At 62.2% G+C, this 1,395-nt stretch carries 1 protein-coding gene; it reads left to right on the plus strand.

Translation table 11 applies throughout. The features are described 5' to 3' along the window. A partial coding sequence (locus AABK37_RS41380) for a hypothetical protein (RefSeq protein ID WP_432557177.1) occupies positions 1-1,395 on the plus strand: 1,395 nt, incomplete at both ends.

Genomic DNA, 1,395 nt, shown 5'->3' on the forward strand with positions numbered 1-1,395 from the left:
CGACGACAGCCGCGATCACGTTCGGCGGTACGGGCACCAGCTACACGTGGACGAACGATACACCTTCGATCGGACTTTTGGCCAGCGGCAGCGGCAACATCGCTTCGTTCACGGCAAGCAACGCCGGCACTTCGCCGGTAACGGCGACCATCACGGTGACTCCGGTCTTTACCGGCGGGGTGGTGTGTACAGGCCCTTCGAAGACCTTCACCATCACGGTGAACCCGACACCATCGGTGACAGCCCCTTCGAACCAGACGGTATGCAATGGCTCGTCGACGACGGCAGTGAACTTCAGCGGCACGGGCACCAGCTACGACTGGGTAAACGATACGCCCTCGATCGGTTTGGGTGCTTCGGGCACAGGCAACATCGCTTCGTTTACGGCCAGCAACGGGGGCAGCACGCCGGTAACGGCCACGATCACGGTGACCCCGAAGTACACATTCGGCGCGGTGACATGCACGGGTCCTGTCCAGATATTTACGATTACAGTACAGCCGACTCCTTCGGTGAATGCGATCGCCAGCCAGGTGGTGTGCGATGGTTCGACGACGGCCGCGGTGACGTTCAGCGGCACGGCGACCAGCTACACCTGGACCAACGACAACACGAGCATCGGACTGGCTTCCAGCGGCAGCGGCAACATTGCTTCGTTCACGGCGGTGAATGCGGGCGGTGTGCACACGGTGGCTACGATCACGGTCACGCCCCTGTATGGAACCTGTGTGGGTGCGACGAGCAGCTTCACCATCACGGTGAACCCGACCCCATCGGTGACGGCACCATCGAACCAGACGGTATGCAACGGTTCATTGACGACGGCGGTGACCTTCAGCGGCACGGGCACCAGCTACGACTGGGTGAACGATACGCCTTCGATCGGTTTGGGTGCATCGGGCACGGGCAACATCGCTTCGTTTACGGCCAGCAACGCAGGCAGCACCCCGGTGACAGCGACGATCACGGTGACACCGAGGTACACCTTCGGCGCGGTGACGTGCACGGGTCCTGTCCAGATATTCACGATTACGGTACAGCCGACCCCTTCGGTGAATGCGATCGCCAGCCAGGAGCTGTGCAACGGTTCATCGACGGCGTCGGTGACCTTCAGCGGAACGGCGACGGGCTACAGCTGGACCAACGATACCCCTTCGATCGGTCTTCCGGCCAGCGGCAGCGGCAACATCGCAGCGTTCACGGCAGTGAATGCGGGTGGTTCCCCGGTAGTGGCCACGATCACGGTCACCCCGGCATATGGTGCGTGCATCGGTTCGACGACCAGCTTTACGATTACCGTTAACCCGACCCCTTCGGTGAACGCAATCGCCAACCAGGTGGTGTGCGACGGGTCGACGACAGCCGCGATCACGTTCGGCGGTACGGGCACCAGCT

Source organism: Tolypothrix sp. VBCCA 56010, assembly GCF_050875635.1.
In the GTDB taxonomy this organism is placed as follows: domain Bacteria; phylum Cyanobacteriota; class Cyanobacteriia; order Cyanobacteriales; family Nostocaceae; genus Hassallia.